This window comes from Variovorax sp. GW460-12-1-14-LB1 (genome assembly GCF_059423605.1).
In genome coordinates this window covers 36675-54927 of record NZ_JBWKYF010000017.1, presented here as the reverse complement: position 1 = coordinate 54927, position 18253 = coordinate 36675, and the positions used below count along the sequence as shown (strand labels likewise).

At 69.9% G+C, this 18253-nt stretch carries 8 protein-coding genes; 7 read left to right on the top strand and 1 reads right to left on the bottom strand.

What is annotated here, in order from left to right:
- The first annotated feature begins 57 nt into the window (after positions 1-57).
- From AC07Y4_RS11470 to AC07Y4_RS11440, 7 genes are all read left to right on the top strand, one after another.
- Positions 58-11736 (top strand): filamentous hemagglutinin family protein, encoded by an 11679-nt coding sequence (locus AC07Y4_RS11470; protein WP_495274555.1) that lies wholly within the window; start codon positions 58-60, stop codon positions 11734-11736.
- Positions 11723-12403, top strand: a complete 681-nt coding sequence (locus AC07Y4_RS11465) for an RNA polymerase sigma factor (protein ID WP_495274554.1) — start codon at positions 11723-11725, stop codon at positions 12401-12403. The genes AC07Y4_RS11470 and AC07Y4_RS11465 overlap by 14 nt, the downstream gene beginning before the upstream one ends.
- A 276-nt stretch (positions 12404-12679) precedes the next feature.
- Positions 12680-13903: a CaiB/BaiF CoA transferase family protein gene (locus AC07Y4_RS11460; protein WP_495274553.1), complete on the top strand. Its 1224-nt coding sequence runs from the start codon at positions 12680-12682 to the stop codon at positions 13901-13903.
- A gap of 82 nt (positions 13904-13985) precedes the next feature.
- Positions 13986-14408, top strand: coding sequence for a hotdog family protein (locus AC07Y4_RS11455; RefSeq protein ID WP_354345135.1), 423 nt, complete (start codon positions 13986-13988; stop codon positions 14406-14408).
- A 1-nt stretch (position 14409) separates the two neighbouring features.
- Positions 14410-15213: a crotonase/enoyl-CoA hydratase family protein gene (locus AC07Y4_RS11450; protein WP_062474043.1), complete on the top strand. Its 804-nt coding sequence runs from the start codon at positions 14410-14412 to the stop codon at positions 15211-15213.
- A 14-nt stretch (positions 15214-15227) separates the two neighbouring features.
- Positions 15228-16208: a tripartite tricarboxylate transporter substrate binding protein gene (locus AC07Y4_RS11445; RefSeq protein ID WP_495274552.1), complete on the top strand. Its 981-nt coding sequence runs from the start codon at positions 15228-15230 to the stop codon at positions 16206-16208.
- 60 nt (positions 16209-16268) lie between these two features.
- The gene (locus AC07Y4_RS11440; protein WP_495264580.1) at positions 16269-17240 is read left to right on the top strand and encodes a Bug family tripartite tricarboxylate transporter substrate binding protein; all 972 of its coding nucleotides are present in this window, start codon (positions 16269-16271) and stop codon (positions 17238-17240) included.
- On the opposite strand, the gene AC07Y4_RS11435 is transcribed toward AC07Y4_RS11440, so the two are convergent.
- The gene (locus AC07Y4_RS11435) at positions 17228-18151 is read right to left on the bottom strand and encodes a LysR family transcriptional regulator (protein ID WP_062474040.1); all 924 of its coding nucleotides are present in this window, start codon (positions 18149-18151) and stop codon (positions 17228-17230) included. The two genes, AC07Y4_RS11440 and AC07Y4_RS11435, sit on opposite strands and share 13 nt — an antisense overlap.
- Positions 18152-18253: the final 102 nt, after the last annotated feature.

The window sequence follows — 18253 nt, the reverse complement described above, 5'->3', positions numbered from 1 at the left end:
ATCAGTGGGTGCAACGAAAAGAATCGACCGGCGCGCGCGGCGCAGCAGGTTTTCAGGATGGCGCCCCTCGCGCGGGCCATCGCGGTGGCGCTGGCTGCCGGTGGGGTCCTCGGCAGCGCGCACGCCCAGCGGGCGTTCAGCCCGGCGTGGTTCGCCGACAAGGGCGCGGCGCAGGCGGGCGCGATCGCCACGGGCAAGCTGCCGAACGGCGCGCCGGCGTCCAGCCTGATCCACCCGACGCAGCCGTCGTCGGCGGCGAGCCAGCAGCTGCAGACGTCCATCACCAACCTGAACCTGGCCGCGCGCGCGATCGCCGCGCAGCAGGCACAGCAGACACAGAAGCGGGCTGAGGCGCTGGCCAGCGGCGACTCCGCGCCGGACGGTCTTACCGAAGGCGGCCTGAAGGTCGACACGAATTCGCTGACCGCCGGCTGGCTCAACGCCAGGGACCCCGTGCAGGCCGCAGCCAACGGCAGGACCACGGTCACCATCGAGCAGACCGCCGACAAGGCCATCCTGAACTGGGAGACCTTCAACGTCGGCAAGAACACGACGGTGAAGTTCGACCAGCGTGCCGGCACCCACGCCAAGACCGGCGCCAACGAGTGGATCGCGCTCAACCGCATCAACGACCCCAGTGGCCGACCCAGCCAGATCGCCGGCCGCATCGAGGCCGAGGGCAGCGTCTACCTCATCAATCGCAACGGCATCCTGTTCACCGGCAGCAGCCAGGTCAACGTGCGCAACCTGGTCGCCTCCAGCCTGAAGCTCAGCGACGAACAGTTCAAGGCCGGTCTCAACACGCGCCTGGGCGCGAAATCGGGTGACCCCGGTTACTGGAGCGGCCTCGAAGTGGGCGTCGGCATTCCCACCTTCGGCGAGAACTCCAAGCAGATGCCGGCCGATTCGAACGTGCAGTTCGCCGACATGGGCCCGGCCTTCGATCCGGGCAAGCCGCCGGGCGACGTCAAGGTGCTGGCCGGTGCGCAGATCACGGGCCAGGGCGGCCACGTGCTGATGTTCGCGCCCAAGGTCAGCAATGCGGGCAGCATCCGCACGCCGAGCGGCCAGACGCTGCTGGGCGCCGGCGAAAACGTGTGGCTGGAAGCCAAGGAAATCAGCCCCACCGTGCGCGGCTTCGATGCCGTCACCTCGTCGGTGCGGCCCTGGCTCTTTCCGGCCAAGTTCCTGATCAATCCGCAGACAGCGCCCGCCTTCCAGCCCTATCTCATCGGGCGCATCGTGTCCGACATCCTGCCGCTGATGGAGCAGCGCGCGGCCCAGGTCGGCTACAGCGTGCACAACACCGGCATCGTCCAGGCCGATCACGGCGACATCACGATGGTGTCGCGCGAGATCCACCAGGGCGGCATCCTGCAAGCCAGCACCGCGCTGAACAACCGCACGGGCTCCATCCGCCTGCGCGCCTGGGGCCAGGGCGTGCACAACATCGATATCAATCTGGCGGCCGACGTCCCGCGCCTGACGGCCTGGTCGGGCGGCACGCTGACCCTGGGGCCGGACAGCATCACCCAGGTCGTCAACGACTGGCAGGACACCACGCGGATCGAAAGCGGCTCGCTGGCCAACCGCTACCAGCCCGGGCGCATCGAGCTCTACGGCAAGACGATCGACGTGCAGACCCGTGCCCAGGTCACCGCCGCCGCAGGCCACATCGACATCCAGGCCCAGGCCAACCCGGCGGCCCTGCAGCGCAACACGCAAGTGGGCGACGGCAGCCGCATCCTCATCGGTGAGCACGCCACCGTCAGCACCGCGGGTCTGATGCAGATGCCGGTGGACATGGCCAGCAACTTCGTCGAGGCCGAACTGCGCATCAACGAACTGCGCGACTCCCACCTGCAGGCGAACACCTGGCTGTACGGCCGCAAGGTCATCGTGGATCGACGCAGGTCGGGTGCCTTCAAGGGGCTCATGGCGGGCGTCGAATGGGTCACCGACGAGTCCGGCAAGGCGCTCAAGGGCGTCTGGGTCGGCACCCCGCTGGCGGACGTGACGGGCTGGGTGGGCAACGGCCTGGTGGGCTTGTCGGAGCTGGCGGCGCGAGGCGGCGACATCACCATCCAGTCCAACGGCTCGGTGATCACGCGGCCGGGCTCCATCCTGGATGTGTCCGGCGGCTCGGTGCGCTACAGCGACGGCTGGAACACGGAAACCCTGCTGCGCGGCGCGGACGGGCGCACCTACACCATGTCGTCCGCGCCGGCGGACATGACCTACACGGGCATCGCGGGCCAGTACCTGCACGCGCATGCGCGCTGGGGCGTCACGCAGACCTATGTCAATCCGATGCTGTCGGGGCGGCGCTGGGAGCCGGGCTACGAGGAAGGCCGCAATGCCGGTTCGATCGACATCCGTGCCGGCAGCGCCTTCATCCTGGAGGGCGAGTTCAGGGGCTCGGTGCAGCCCGGCGACCGGGTGCAGGAAGTGGCCGAGCTGCCTCGGGCCGGCCGCCTCACGGTGGGTTCCAACCGGGCGCAAGAGGGCATGTGGACCCTGGGCCAGGTCGTCATCAGCGACAAGCCCGCGCTGCTGCCGGCGGGCTTCAGCATCGACAGCCCGCTGGGCAAGGACGCCTTCCTGACCGAGCCGGAAGGGCAATCCCCCGGCGCTGGCGCGGGCGTGGGCCGCACCACGTGGCTGTCCGCCGCGGGGCTGAGCCATTCAGGCCTGGGCGCCATCGAGTTGAACCTCAACACCGGCTTCGTGCTGGAAGACAGCGCGGTGGTGACTCTGCAGCCAGGGGCGCGCTTCACGGCCGCGGTCTACGACGGGCAGGGCATCCCCGGCAACTTCGACATCCAGGGCAAGCTCATCGCCCCGGGCGGCTCCATTGCCCTGAGCGCCGGCGGCAAGGCGGACAGCGTGCTGCGCCTGGGGGCGAACAGCCTGCTGAGCGTCGCGGGCCAGTGGGTCAACGACACCGGCAGCGGCGTCACGCTGGGCCGCGCCATCCACGGCGGCTCGATCGCACTGGGGACCCCGATGAAAGAGGGCCTGGGCACGGTGTACGGCAACGTGGAGGTGGCCGCCGGCGCGGCGCTGGACGTGTCCGGCGGCGGCTGGCTGTCCGGTGCCACGGCGGGCGGCAAGGCCGGCAAGGTGAAGGCGGGCAACGGCGGGGCCATCAGCCTGACGGCGTTCGACAACACGGCGCTCGAGACGCTGGACCTGCGCGGCTGGGCGGGGGGCGATGCGTCCCGGCTCACCCTCACGGCGATCGGCGACGTGCAGGTGGGCGGCGCCGCGCCCGCGGCCGACGCCACGGGCGGGAAGGCATCGGGCGCAGCCAAGCCGCTGCACCTGCCGCAGACCCTGTACGCCGAGCGCGGCTTCGGCACGATCGGCATCCGTTCGCTCGGCGGGGACGTCGTGGTCGCGGAAGGCGCACAGGTGCACATCCAGCCCACGAGCTGGGACATGCCCGCCGCGGTGTCGACGCTGCGTACGCTGCCCAGCGGCAGCGCATTGGGCGACGTGCTGGCCCCCAAGGCACTGGACGAACTGAGCGAACAGCGCCGCGCCGCGCGCGCGCCCGGCGGCCTGTCGCTGGCGACCGGCGCGACCGGCGGCGGCATCCGCATCGACGCGAACGCCAGCATCCAGACAGAAACCGGCGGCGCGATCTCGCTGGACGCGGACGGGTCCGGGCAGGCCTCCGTGCGGGTGGCGGGCCGCCTGCAGGCGCCGGCCGGCACGCTGAACATCCGCGCCAAGAACACCTTGACGCTGGCCGACGGGGCCGAGCTGCTGCTGCCCGGCGTGGCGCAAATCTTCCACGACCCGGCCATGCGCCTGCCCCAGGGCAAGGTGCTGCCGGGCGGCACGGTCACACTGAGCGCCGGCACGCTGGACGCGCAGGCCGGTGCGCTGATCGACGTGTCGGGCGCGCGGGGCACGGTGGCGTATTGGGACCGCGGCACGGGGGCGCTCGGCGCCCTGCGGCGCGCGGACCAGGAACTGGGCAGCGACGGCGGCGCGGTCGCGATGGAGGCCGCCGCCGGCGGTGCCATGAATGCCAGGCTGCGCGCCCACGGCGGCAATGCCCAGGCGGCGGGCGGGTCCTTGTCCATCACGGACACCAGCGCGGCCGGTAGTTCGTCCGGGGACCTGGTGGCGCCGGACATCGGCTCCTTCCTCTACTACAAGAGCCCCACCGGCACGTACACGTTCAACGGCGAAAAGTACGCGCGGATCATCGGCACCAGCGGCAACCTCGACGTGCGCGACGAGTACGCTGGCGACGTCAAGATGAGCAGCGCCATGCGCACCGCGATCAACACCACGCTGCCGACGTCGGTGTCCAGCAGCAAGGGGCTCGTCCTCGACGCGGGTGCGGCGCTTGCCGCGGGACCGGGCGCCGACAGGGCGCCGTGGGAACACGACGCCACCATCGACAAGCGGGTGGTCGAACTGCTCAACAAGTACTTCTGGAGCGGCACCGGAACGGCGCTGAGCCACAAGATCAATATCGGCAACATCGCCACCTCGGATGGCACCCTGCACGTGTCGGCGAAGGCGCTGCAGGACACGGGCCTCTCGGCGGTCGATCTGCGTTCCACGCAAGTGGGTGTGCAGCTGGCCGGCGGCGTCGACCTGAGCGTCGCCGGTCGCCTGGGCATCACCGCCCCGGTCATCCAGAGCGACGGGTTGGGCGGCGTGGTGCGCTTGCATGCCCACCATCTGCAACTGAACCCACTGACAGGTGCAGTGGGCGCGGTCGGCGCCCCGGCCCGCAATGCGGGCGAACTGATCCTGTCGGCCACCCAGGCCATCGACATCGCAGGCAGGGGTGCGAAGGGCGAGTCGGCATCGCCCGTCAACGTCAAGCTGCGCGGCTTCGAACGCACCGTGCTGGAAACCGGCGACCTGCGCTTCGTGGCGGGCGCCTACAGCGAAGGCGGCACCGACTACGACGACCCGCAGCTGCGGGCCACGCTCGACGTGGGTGGCGCGCTGGAGATCAAGGCGGCGCAGGTCTACCCGGCCACCGCCGTCACGGCGCGAATCAACTCGGACCAGGCCATCACCGTGCGCGGCAACGGGAGCGCCGCGGCGCCTCTGTCGGCCGGCGGCAGCCTGACGCTGAATGCGCCCGTCATCGAGCAGGACGGCGTGCTGCGCGCGCCCTTCGGGCAGATCGCGCTGAATGCCGGCGAGCGCCTGACACTGGGCACCAACAGCCTGACCTCGGTGTCCGGCGCGGGCCTGGACGTGCTCTACGGCAGCTTGCGCAACGCCGAGTACTGGCTGGACCCGGCCAACCCGCAGGGCCGCAATCGCGTCAATGCCGGCGATGCCAGCTCCCTGGACGAAAACCGCTACCTGTCGTCCCTGCCGGAAAAGCGCGTGCTCCTGCAAGCGCCGGATGTGGCCATGGCCGCGGGCGCGGTGGTGGACATCGCGGGCGGGGGCGACCTGCATGCGTGGGAGCACGTGCCCGGCTCGGGCGGCTCGCACGACGTGCTGACGCTGCCCGGCATGTACGCCGTGCTGCCGGGCTACCAGGGCCTGTCGCCCGTGGCGGGCGGTGCGGCGGGCCAGAAGGTCTGGCTGGCCGGTGGCGGCCTGGGCGCCGGCTGGTACACGCTGCTGCCGGCGCGCTATGCGCTGCTGCCCGGCGCCTTCGCGGTGCAGAGCACGGGCCAGGCCTTGCCGGCGTGGGCCGCGTCCCGTGGCGAGGTGGTGAGCCTGCGCGACGGCTCGACGATCGTGGCCGGGCGGGAACAGAACACGGTCAGCGGCGCGCGCGATGCCACGACCTCGGGCTGGCGCGTGCTGCCCGCCAGCCTGGTGCGCAAGGTCAGTGAATACAACGAAGCGCGGGGCAACGCCTTCTTCTCGTCGGATGCGTTCAAGCTGACGCAATACCGCCTCACAGGGCAGGACGTCGTGACCCCGCGCCTGGCGCGCGATGGCGGCGCCGTGGTGTTCAAGGCCGACCGCGCGCTGACGCTGGACGGCGAGCTGCGCGCACAACCCGATGCGGGCGGGCGCGGCAGCCTGGTGGACATTGCCGCCGCCAAGATCGCCATCGTCGGCGCGGGGCAGGACAGCAGCGACCTGCGCGCCGACGGCTACCTGGTCGTGGATGCCGGCAGCCTGACGCGCTTCGGCGCGGGCAGCCTGCTGGTGGGCGGCACGCGCACGGGCAATGTGCGCGGCCTGCAGGTGGACGTGGCCGCCAGCGATGTGGTGCTGCGCAACACGGCAGGCACCGCGTTGAGCGGCCCGGAAGTGATCCTGGCCGCGGCGAATGCCGTGTCGATCGAGTCGGGCAGCGTGCTGCGCGCGCACGGCGCCGCGTCGGGCGACGAGGCGAACCTGGTGCTCAAGCCGCAGGTGGCGGCCGTGTGGAGCGACAACAACACGCCCAACGACACCAGCGACGACCACATCGTCACGCCTTCCAAAGACTGGGGTGCGCTGGTGCGCGTGAGCAGCGGCCAGGCCGTGCGGGCGCTGCGCGAGAACGTGGACACCACGGTCGGCGGCCAGGTGCGCATCGGCGCCGGTGCGCTGCTGCAGGGCGGCGAGGCGCTGCTGCTCGACGCTACCAACAACACCGAGATGGCCGCCGGCGCGCAGTTGTCGGGCAAGGCCCTGTCGGTGGCCGCGAGCCGCATCGGCATCGGCGGCGGCAGCGGCGGCCTGGTGCTGGACGCCGACGCCCTGGCGCAGCTGTCGCGCGCGCAGTCATTGACGCTGCACAGCTACGGCAGCCTGGACTTCTATCGCTCGCTGGACATGCGCGGCCTGGCGCAGGTGGTGTTCGACGCCGCAGCCCTGCGCGGTCATGGCGCCGATGCCGTGCAGGTGCAGGCCTCCCACCTGACGCTGCAGAACACGGGCGCGTCGCTCGGCAGCGCGGGCACAGGCAGTGGTCGCCTGGAACTGTCGGCCGGCGAGCTGGTGCTGGGCGTGGGCGACAAGACGATGTCCGGCTTCGACCAGGTGCTGCTGTCGGCCAGCCGGCGCATCACCGGCGAAGGCACCGGGAGCCTGGACGCCGGGACGGCGGCGCTGACGCTGCGCACGCCGGTGCTGCAAGGGGTGTCCGGCTCAGACCAGGCCCTGCGAACGCAAGGCCAACTGGTGTTGCAGCAGGACGCGCAGCTGGATGCGCAGGAGATGGCGTCACTGGGCCGCGCCAGCCTGGGCGCGCGCCTGAGCCTGTCGGGCCAGGGCGTGACCGTGGCGCTGCCGGTGCTGGCGCTGGGCGGCAGCATTGCGGTCGATGCCGGCACGGGCAACCTGACGGTTGCAGAGCAGGGCAGCCTGCACGCGGGCGGCCTGGAAAAAGTCTTCTTCGACGCGGCCCAGTACGTGGACGCGGGCCAGATCAGCCTGGCGACGCGAGGCGGCCTGATCGACCTGGCCCCGGGCAGCCTGCTGGACCTGTCGGCCCATCCGCACGGTGGCGACGCCGGCCGCCTGACGGTGGATGCATCGGCCGGTGGACGGGTCCACTTCGGTGGCACTGTGCAAGCGCAGTCCGGTGCCGGCGGCAACGGCGGCAACTTTGCGCTGGCCATCGATCGGCTGGACGATTTCGGCGCGCTGGCGCGAACGCTCAACGATGCGGGCTTCAGCCGCTCGCGCCAGTTCCGCGTCCGCCAGGGCGACCTCACGATCGCGGGCACCACGCGGGTGGCCGACTTCGAAGTCATCACCGACCGCGGCGTGATTGCTGTCGACGGCACGGCGCGCGTCGAGGCCAACGCAGCCTACGGCGGCAGCATCCGCCTGGTCGGCGGGGCGGGGTTGACGATGCAGCCTGGCGCGGTGCTGGCGGCCCATGCCACCGACGCCGTCGATGGCCTGGGCAGCAGCCGCATCGACCTGGAAGCGGTCGACGGCCAACTGAACCTGGCCGGCGGCACGCTCGACCTGAGCGGCGGCGAAGGCGGCAAGCTGCGACTGCGGGCGCAGCGCACCGCAGGCAACGACGGCCTGAACGTCACGGCGCTGAACGCCGCCGTGCAGGGCGCGCGCTCCGCGGTGCTCGAAGGCGTGCGTCGCCATGCCAGCACGGATGGCACGGTGGAATCCGTGGCCCCGCAGGCGATCGCCGAGGCCAATGCCTTTGCAGGCCACACCGGCATCCTGGCGAGGCTGGGTGGCAATGCCGCCGCCTACACCTTGGCGGCGGGCATCGAGATCACCAGCCCCGGTGACCTGACGCTCGGCCGCGACTGGAATCTGTTCGACAGCTTCGGTGCGGCGCACCGCGAAGGCACGCTCACGCTGCGCGCCGGCGGCAACCTGAACATCGATGGCCATCTGAGCGACGGCTTCGACGTGGCGGGCCGCGACAACGGCGCGGGCCGGGCGGCGCGGCTGCAGCAGGCCGCGTCGTGGAACCTGCGCCTGGTGGCGGGCGCGGACCTGGGGTCGGTCGATGCACTGGCCACGCGGCCATCGGGCGCGCTTGCAGCCGACACCGGCACGATCCGCGTGGGCACGGCCGGCACCGAGTCGGGCGCCGGCAAGCTGGTGCGCACCGGCAGCGGCGACCTGACGGTACGCGCCGGGCGCGACCTCGTGCTGGCGCACAAGGAGTCCGCGCTGTACACCGCAGGCCGGGCCGAGGCCGATCCCACCTTGGGCGGCGGCTTCGACACCGCCAGCGTCGATGCCCAGTACGGCACCGCAGGTGGCCACGTGGATGTCGCGGTCCAGGGCAGCGTGCGTGCGCCCACCGCGCAGGGCGCGCGTTCGGACCAGATCCTGACCGAATGGCTGTTCCGCCAGGGCCGCTATGGCGGAGATCTCAGCAGTCCCACCGGCTACTACGACGCGTACAACATGGGCGAGAGCTGGGCGCCGGTCATGTCCGCCCGGGGCCAGCAACCGAGCTGGTGGGTGAACCACGCCAGCTTCCAGCAGGGCCTGGGCGCGCTGGGCGGCGGCAACGTGAAGCTGTCGGCGGGCGGCGACCTGGTGAACCTGGTGGTGGCCTTGCCCAGCACCATGCGCGTCACGGGCGGGCGTTCCGCCGGCGATGCCGCGGCCTCCATCGTGACGCGCAACGGCGGGCAGCTGCAGGTGAGCGCAGGCGGCGCCCTGAAGGCCGGCCAGTACTACGTGGGCCGCGGCGCCGGCGAGATCGAAGCCGGCGCAAGCGCCTCCGGCTATGCCCTGACCGGCATCTCGAGCAGCTGGCCCAACACCGCCTATTCCTACGACATCGCGCCCGTGCTGGCGCTGTCGGACGCCACGCTCAAGCTGCAGACGCTGGGCGACCTGGTCCTGCAGACCGTGATCGACCCGATGCAGATACGTCGTGCCTACGTCGACCAGGCCGACCGGGACACCAGCGGCGCGTCCAGCCATGCGATGTTCATGAGCAGTCAGACAGAGCGCAGCGCCGTCAGCCTGGTGTCCACCGGCGGCAACGTGCGCCTGGTCAACCAGTCGGAATTCGTGGCAGGAAACGACACGGAGAACACCACCAGGCTGGTGAGCGGCATGACGGACACCAAGCTCCAGACGGACATGGTGGGCCTGTACCCGGCCAAGGTCAGCGTGTCGGCCCTGAGCGGCAACATCGACGTCGCGGGCCTGCTGGCGATGGCGCCGGCGAACAGCAGCGACCTGTCTTTGCTGGCCGCGAAAGACCTGCGCTTCCTGCGCGGCAGCAGCCTGCAGAACACGGGTGCCATCGTCATGACCCAGACCACGCTGGACAAGTGGCCGTCGATATTCCGGCCGTGGATGGGTTTCACGATCACGCTGGGCGGGGCATCGGCGTTCGGCGCGCCGCTGAAGTCGGTCTATGGCGGCTTCTCGGTGACGAACACGTTCCTGACCAACAGCCTCAATGGCATGGAGCTGTTCGACAACCCCGATGTGCTGCCGATGCAGGTGCATGACTTCACGCCCAGCCGCTTGTACGCGGTGACCGGTTCCATCAGCGACCTGAATCTGATCGCGTCGGAATCGGTGCACGTGCAGGCCGGCACCGACATCCGCAACTTCGAGCTCAGCGCGCGCAACCTGCGCCCCACCGACACCACCATGCTGGCGGCGGGCAACGACATCCTGGCTGTCGCCAACAGGCTCCTGTCGCACCGATATGCGCGATACAGCGGCGACGCGGCGGCCTACTACTACGACAGGGGCAGCCGCACCGCGCTGCAAGGGCCGGGATCCCTGCTGCTGCTGGCCGGGCGCGACATCCAGGGCAACAACCTGTCGCTGTACACCAATGCCAATCGCTATTGGGACTACGTGTCGGCAACGCCGCTCGGCGAAGAATCGAACGTCATCAAGGCCCTGCCCGCCGAGGGCGCCGGCATCACCCTGATGGCCGGCATGAACAAGGCCGCCAGCTACGACGCCTTCGAGCGGGCCTACCTGAACCCGGCCAACGTGGCCGCCATGCCGGACTATCTGAAGACCACCCTGGCCGACGGCACCGTGGCGCCGCTGTACCTGAGCGACGGGGTGGAAAACCGCGGCGACCTGGCCAAGTTGGCGCGCCGGGGCCTGGTGTCCTTCGTGGAAGGCATGCTCGGTGCCGACAAGGTCGCCAGCCTCACCGGCACTGCGGACGGCAAGCTGAGCCCGCAGCAGGCGTGGGAGCAATACCGGCAATTGCCGCCGCTGGTGCGCGAGCAGTTCCTGCGCCAGGTCTTTGTCTATGAACTGCGCGAAGGAGGGCGCGACCAGAACGGGGGCGATGGGCAGAACGGTCCGATCAACGGCGGCTACCGCCGCGGCTCCGCGGCCATCGACACGCTGTTCCGCGGTGCGACGGCCGAAGGCCAGCCCGTTCGCTACGCCGCGGACCTGCCGGACAACTGGCGCAGCAGCTGGTCCGGCGTGGGCAGCATCGCCGCGACCCGGATGGCGGCGCGCACCCACCAGGGGGGCGACATCAACGTCTTCACCCCCGGCGGCGGCCTGCAGGTGGCGGGGCTGGGCGCGGTGGTGCCGGACGGATATGGCCTGGTGACGCTGGCCTCGCCGGGGCAGGTCAATGTGTTCACTGACCGAGACATCATCGTGAACCGTTCGCGCATCCTGTCCTTCGTCTCGCAGGCCGAGCCGCTGGGCAGCGACCAGGTGTTGTGGTCCAGCCAGGGCGACATCGACGCCGGCCGCGGCGCCAAGACCGTGCGCATTCCGCAGGCGCCGGAAGTCACGTCGGACGTGGACGGCAACATCACCGTGGAGGAAAAGCGCGACATGAGCGGCGCCGGCATCGGCACCGTGGGCGAAGGCGACGTGGACCTGGTCGCGCCCAGGGGCACCATCGATGCGGGCGATGCCGGCATCCGGGTCGCGAGCAACCTCAACATCGCCGCGCTGCAGGTGCGCAACGCCGACAACATCCAGGTCAAGGGCGAAACGACCGGGCTGCCGGTGGTGGCCGCGGTGAACATCGGGGCACTGACCACCGCCAGCGCGGCGGCGTCGGCGGCGGCCATGGCGGCGCAGGAGTCCATGCGCCAGGAGCGGGCCGCGGCACGGCAGAACCTGCCCTCGGTCTTCACGGTGCGGGTGCTGGGCTTCGGCAACGAAAGCCTGCCGTCGGGCGGTGCGGGTGCATCGTCGCCGCCACGCCCCGGCGCGCAGGCGGGCGCTTCGCCTCGCTACGACCCTGCCAATCCTGTGCAGGTCTTTGGACACGGCAACCAGTTCGACGCGTCGGTGATGTCGCTGTTGACCGACGCCGAGAAGACCAGGCTGCGCCATGCCGGCAAGTAAGACGATGTCCGTGGCTGAGTTCGATCCCGGTCCTTGTTTTCAAGGGCCATTCGCGGGCCACGGCGAGCCCGTCGGTGTGGCGCTGCGGGCGTTCCTGACGGCGAACTACACGTACCTGCATCGCCGCTTGGCCCGCGATCTCGGCTGTTCCGACCAGGCCAGCGAGTGCCTGCACGAGGCCTGGCTGCGTCTGGGCGAGATGACGGCATCGGAGCCCGTGCGCAGTCCCGGGGCCTATGTCTATCGAACGGCGCGCAACCTGGCCATGGATCGCCTGCGCAGCGACCGGTCCTGGCAGTACGTGGGCGAATGGGATACGGCCCTCGATCTCCTGGCCGATCACGCGCCCGGCCCCGATGCCATCGCCGAGGCGCGTTCGGCCGTGGAGGCCGTGGAGCAGGCGATGCAGCGGCTTTCGCATCGGCATCGTTCGGTGCTCGTGGCACTGCAGATCGAGGAGATGACCCGCCAGGACGTGGCGGACCGGCATTGCATCTCCCTGCGCCGGGTGGACACGGCACTTCGCCAGGCCCTGGACTACTGCGCGCATGCGTCCGGTCACACCGTGCGGGCGGAAGGCGCTTCGCCCCGGCGTGGTCTTTCCCGGCGATGGCAGGAGAAAGTCGTCGCCCCGATGCGCGCCGGCGCGCCACGCTTGGAGAAATGAAATCCCGCCTGCGGGCGGCGCCGGACCGGTAGCAACTTGCTGCTGCCGATCTCGTCGGCGTTCGGGTGGGCGTGGTTGCGGGACGCACGATCTGTCCGATCGAGCGCCCGATACCCAACGCGTATCGCCCGACATGAAGACGGTATTTCACGGCCAACACCGGTTCCCCTAGCATCGTTCCAACGACACGGGAGACCGAATGGACACAAGGACAGAAGCGGCGGGCCGCTTCCTTTCGCGCACTGCGCTACCGGCTTCGAAAAGCCAGGGGGCCCCATGAGCGGACCCCTCGACGGTGTGCGCATCATCGACATGACCGCGGTGCTGATGGGGCCCTATGCCACCCAGATCCTCGGCGACCTGGGCGCCGACGTCATCAAGATCGAGTCGCCCGGCGGCGACACGGTGCGCGGCATCGGGCCCGGCCGGAACCCCGGCATGGGCGGCATCTTCCTGCACGCCAATCGCAGCAAGCGCAGCGTGGTGCTGGACCTCAAGCAGCCTGACGGCCGCGAGGCGCTGCTGCGGTTGGCCGCCGATGCCGACGTGCTCATCTACAACGTCCGGCCGCAGGCCATGGCGCGCCTGGGGCTGGACTACGCCGCCATTGCTGCCGTCAATCCGCGCATCCTGTATGTCGGCGTGTACGGCTATGGGCAAGACGGGCCCTATGCGGCCAAGCCGGCCTATGACGACCTGATCCAGGGCGCGGCCGCGATTCCCACCTTGGGCGTGCGCGCGGGCGCCGACGTGCCGCGCTACGTGCCCAGTGCCATGGTCGACCGCATCGTGGGCATGAGCGCGGCCAACGCCGTGTCGGCGGGCCTCTTCCACCGCGAGCGCACGGGCAGGGGGCAATCGATCGACGTGCCCATGTTCGAGACCATGGCGCAGTTCGTTCTGGGCGACCACATGGGCGGCTGCACCTTCGAGCCGCCGATCGGGCCTGCCGGCTATGCGCGGCTGCTCAACGAGCATCGCCGTCCCTACGCGACGCTGGACGGCCATCTGTGCGTGCTGATCTACAACGACAAGCAGTGGAAGACCTTCTTCGGCCTGATCGGCAAGTCGCAGGAGATGGAGGCCGATCCGCGTTTCAGCACCATCGGCCGGCGCACCGAGAACATCGGCGAGCTGTACCAGCTGGTGGGCCAGGTGATGAAGACGCGCACTTCGGCCGACTGGACCGCACGGCTCGAAGCCGCCGACATCCCCGTCATGCCGATGCACACCCTCGAGTCGCTGATGGACGATCCGCATCTCAAGGCCGTGGGGTTCTTCGAAACCGTGGAACACCCCAGCGAAGGGCGCCTGCGCGCCATGGCGATCGCGACGCGATGGTCCGACTCGCCCCCCACGGTGGTGCGCCAGGCGCCCAGGCTTGGAGAGCACAGCGCCGAGGTGCTGGCCGAGGCCGGCTACAGCGCGGCGCAGATCGAGGCACTGGCCGCGCAGGGCGCCACCTTGTTGCCCGCCGAACTGATTTCCGAAGCGGACTGAACCGCCATTCCATGGACCTGAACGGAGCGACCTCTTGATCCAGCTGAACACCGGCTTCCATTTCGACGAGCTGCCAACAGGCATGCGCTTTCGTTCCCGTTCCCGCACCGTGACCGAGGCGGACCTCGTGAGCTTCATCAACCTGAGCTGGCTGAACGAGGAACTGTTCACCGACACCAGCGACCGGGCGCACATGGCGATTGCGGGCCGGGTGGTGCCGGGCGCGCTGGTCTATGCCTTCGCCGAGGGGCTGATCACGCCGTCCATGCAGGGAACGGGCCTCGCGTTCCTGAATGCGGAGCTCGACATCGCCGCGCCGACCTTCGTGGGCGACACGATCCATGTCGAATGCGAAGTGATCGAGCGACGCCCCACCGCCAAGCCGGGACGCGGCCTCGTGCGCACCCGCAATTCGGTTCTCAACCAGGATGGCAAGACCGTTCTCACCTACACGCCGCTGCGCATGATGCGCATGAAGCCGGCAGACGAAAAGAAGGCGCACTGACATGGAAGACTTCCTCAAGATCGAGCGCGACGGCGGCGTCGCAGTGGTGACGATGAACCGTCCGCAGACCCGCAATGCACTGTCCGACGCAGATGCCGTCGAGTCGCTGATCGCGCTGTGCGACACCGTCAACCGCGACCTGTCCGTGCGCGCCGTGGTGCTGACCGGTGCGGGCACGGCGTTCTCGTCGGGCGGCAACCTGAAGACCTTGCGCGACACCATCGGCAGCGGGCTCGGCGAGCCGGTGCACAGCCGTTACGCCTATCGCGACGGCATCCAGCGCCTGCCGCTGGCGCTGTGCAACCTCGAGGTGCCGACCATCGCGGCCGTCAACGGGCCGGCCTACGGCGCGGGCAGCGACCTGGCCTGCATGTGCGACATCCGCATTGCCTCGCGCACGGCCGTGTTCGCCGAGAGCTTCGTCAAGCTCGGCCTGATTCCGGGCGACGGCGGCGCGTGGCTGCTGCCGCGCGCGGTCGGCATGTCGCGCGCTTGCGAGATGGCCTTCACCGGCGATCCCATCGATGCCGCGCAGGCCCTGCAATGGGGGCTGGTCTCCGATGTGGTCGAGCCCGATGCGCTGATGCCCACGGCATTGCGGCTCGCGCAGCGCATCGCCAGCAATCCGTCGCATGCCCTGCGCATGACCAAGCGGCTGCTGCGCGAAGCACAGCACGCGCGGCTCGACACGGTGCTGGAGATGTCGGCAGGCTTTCAGGCGCTGGCACACCACACCGCTGCGCACGAGTCCGCGCTCGATGCCTTTCTCGATGCGGCGAAGGCCCGTGCCGCGGCGCGCACCTGACAGCGGGGATGACCATGTCCTTTCAACGGCGCCACATCCTTGCCGCTGCGGGTGCGCTCGCAGCAATGCCCCTGGCCCGCGCGGCCGATGAACCCAAAGCCTGGCCGCAGAAGCCGATCCGGCTGGTGCTGCCTTACGCTGCGGGCGGGCCCACCGACGTCGTGGCACGCGCCATCGGGTTCAAGCTCTCGCAACTGCTGGGGCAGCCGGTGGTCGTCGACAACCGCACCGGCGCCAGCGGCAACATCGCGACCGAGTTCGTGGCCCGCTCCGCACCGGACGGCTACACGGTGCTGTACCACTCGTCGGGCCTGGCCATCAGCCCGGCGCTGCACAAGAACCTGCCCTACGACGCGCTGCGCGATCTCGTGCCCGTGGCGCTGCCCGCGCTGATCCCGACCGTGCTCATGGCAAGCCCGAGCTTGCCCGTCGCCAACATCGAGGAGTTCGTGCAGTACATGAAGGCGCGGCCCGGCAAGCTCGCCTACGGCTCGGGCGGGCAGGGCAACGTCACGCACCTGGGTGTCGCGCTGTTCCTGCAGGCCCTGAAGCTCGATGCGATGCATGTGCCCTACAAGGGCACCGCACCCGCCATGGCAGACCTCATGAGCGGACAGACCCAGTTCCTGCTCGACGCCGTGAACTCGTCGCTGCCCTTCATCCGCGATGGCCGCGTGCGCGCGTTGGCTGTGGCCGGCAAGGCGCGCATCGGCGTGCTGCCCGGCGTGCCGGCGCTGGGCGAGTCGCTGATCCCGGGTTTTGACGCACCCACCTGGCACGGCCTGCTGGTGCCCAAGGGCACGCCGCCGGCCATCGTCAAGGCGCTCAACGAAGCCGTCAACAAGGCGGTGGCCGACCCGGGCCTGCGCGGCCAGTTCGAGCCGCAAGGCGTGCTGCTCCAGTCTTCCACGCCCGAGCAGTTCGGTACGTACCTGCGCGCGGAACTCAAGCGCTGGGCTGGCGCGGTGCAGGCCGCGGGCATCGAGGCCGAATAAGAAGACAGGCATCGGACCTGCGATCGGCGGGCCGGACAACAACGACAAGGAACCAGAGACATGAAGACCCCTTTCCTCGCGCGCTGGCTGCTGGCGCTTTCATTGGGTTGCGCCGCCGCGCTGGCGACCGCGGCCGGGTATCCGGACAAGCCCGTCAAGATCATCGTGTCGCTGCCGCCCGGCAGCGGCGCCGACACCACCGCGCGCTTCCTGGCCAGGCACCTGAGCGAAAAACTCGGCCAGCCTTTCCTCGTCGACAACCGGCCCGGCGCCGACAGCTTCATTGCCGCGCGCGCCGTGGCCACCGCACCGGCCGACGGCTACACGATGTTCGTCGCCAGCAACTCGCCGATGGTGACCAACGTGGCCGTGTTCCGGCAGTTGCCTTACGACGCGGTGAAAGACTTCCAGCCGCTGGCGCGCATCGCCCGTTTTCCGATGGTGCTGGTCGTGCCCGCCAGCTCGCCCTTCAAGACCCTGCAGGACCTGGTGGCGGCCGCGCGCCAGGCGCCGGGCAAGCTCAACTTCGGCAGCGGCACCGCCACCTACCGCGTCGCGCTCGAACTGCTGCACGAGCGCAACCAGATCAAGGCCACGGCCGTGCCCTACAAGGGCACCTCGGCGGCCATGACCGACCTGGCCGGCGGCAACATCGACTACACGATGGCGGAGGTCAGCGCGGTGATGCCGCTGCTGCGCGGCGGCAAGGTGCGTGCGCTGGCCGTCGCCGCCAACGAACGCATCAAGGAACTGCCGCAGGTGCCGACCGTGAGCGAGAGCGGCACGCCCGGCTATGAGTCGTATGCCTGGACCGGCGTGTTCTTTCCCGCGGGCGTGCCCGAGCCCGTGCTCACCCGGGCGTCGCAGGCCATCAAGGAGCTGATGGACAGCGACGAGGCCAGGACCTTCATCACCCTGCAGGGCGGGGCGGTGTTCTACGGCGCGCCGCAGGCCTTCGGCGAGTTCCAGCGGGCTGAGATCGAGAAGACCCGGCGCATCGTGAAGACCGCCAACATCGGCTACGAAGACTGAGCCGGTGGCTGCGTTGCAGAAGGCTGGACAGCAGCATGCGCCACCGCGATGAAATTGCGTGCGGCCGGCGTCAAGGCGTCGGGCAGCGTGGCCATCGCGATGCCCACGGTGTACTTGGACGGCATGTCGGTCAGCGGGATCAGGCGCACGCCGTTGCTGGCGTAGCGCTGCACCACCGCCGGCACCAGCGCCATGCCGAGGCCGCTTTCCACCAGGCCGAGGATCGTCTGGACCTGCACCGCCTCCTGCGTGATGCGCGGCTGCACGCCGGCATCCTGGAACACCTGCATGGTCAGCACATGCATGGTGGGCACCAGCGTGCGCGAGTACGCGATGAAGGGCTCGCCCTCCAGCTCGGCGATGGCGATCTCGCTGCGCTGCGCGAAGGCCGAATCGGCGCTCACGGCCAGCACCAGGTGGTCCAGTTGCAGCACCGTGAGTTCCGCTGCGGTCGGCGTCAGTACCGGATAGCGCACCAGTGCGAGGTCGAGCGAGTGGTCCTCGATGCGCCGCAGCAGATCGGTGGTGGTCGATTCCTCGATCTCCAGATCCACGCGCGGGTACTGGCGGTGAAAGCTGCGCACGATCTGCGGCATCAGCGAATAGGTGGCCGAGCCGACGAAGCCGATGCGCAGCAGGCCCTCTTCGCCCGCCACGCCGTCGCGGGCCGCGCGGCGGACCTCGTCGACGAAGAACAGTGCGCGCTTGGCGTTCTGCAGCACGGCTTCGCCGGCGGCCGTGAGCCGCAGGCCGGTGGAGAGCCGGTCGAACAGGAGCACGCCGAGTTCTTCCTCGAGCTTCTTGATCGAAGTGGACAGCGGCGGCTGCGCCATGTGCAGCCGCTCTGCGGCGCGATGAAAGTTGAGCGTCTCCGAAAGGACGACGACCTGCCGCAATTGGCGAAGCTCCATGGGGGCGAATGTCTCGGTGATTGCGGCAGTAACGGGTGGCCCGCTGCGGCTGCCAAACGGTGCAGGAGCCACGCGGATTATGGCGCTTGCACCCATCCGAAC